This is a genomic window from Vibrio sp. 1978, assembly GCF_033344345.1.
In genome coordinates, this window is record NZ_JAWPOP010000267.1 from 1 (window position 1) to 852 (window position 852).

At 44.0% G+C, this 852-nt stretch carries 1 protein-coding gene; it reads left to right on the forward strand.

Annotation, left to right across the window (positions count from 1 at the left end; genetic code table 11):
* Nucleotides 1-852 (forward strand): NADP-dependent isocitrate dehydrogenase (locus R8N49_RS26005; protein ID WP_318190312.1); only part of this gene is annotated, 852 nt, incomplete at both ends.

An 852-nucleotide genomic window follows, 5' to 3' on the forward strand; every position in this document is an offset into this window, starting at 1 on the left:
AAGTACTTACGAAGAAAAAGCGATTAAATCGGCTTACGATAAGATTAAGGGCAGTGCGGTAAACCCAGTACTTCGTGAAGGCAACTCTGACCGTCGTGCGCCACTTTCTGTTAAGAACTATGCAAAGAAAAACCCACACTCAATGGGCGCATGGTCATCAGATTCTAAATCTCATGTATCAAGCATGGCGGGTGACGATTTCTTTGGTAGCGAGAAATCAACAACCATTTCTGGCGCAACAGAAGTAAAAATCGAGTTTGTTGGCGAAGATGGCTCTGTAAAAGAGCTAAAATCTGCTTTCCCACTGTTAGACAAAGAAGTTATTGATAGCTCTGTACTGAAGAAAAAAGCATTGGTTGAGTTCTTCGAAAAAGAAATTGCAGATGCGAAAGAGCAAGACGTACTGCTTTCTCTACACATGAAAGCGACGATGATGAAGGTTTCTGACCCGGTTATCTTCGGTCACGCTGTAAAAGTGTACTACAAAGACGTTTTTGCTAAATACGGTAAGTTATTCGAAGAGCTTGGCGTTGATGTAAATAATGGTCTTGGTGATGTTTACTCGAAAATCGAGTCACTACCAGCAGCACGGAAAGAAGAGATTGAAGCGGCAATTCAGGCGGTTTACCAAACTCAGCCTGAACTTGCGATGGTTGATTCGGATCGTGGCATCACAAACCTGCATGTCCCAAGCGACATCATTGTCGATGCATCTATGCCAGCAATGTTGCGTTCTTCTGGCCAAATGTGGGGTCCTGACGGCAAGCAAAAAGATACTAAAGCGATGATCCCAGATCGCTGCTATGCAGGTATCTACCAAGCAGTTATCGATTTCTGTAAAGAGCACGGCGC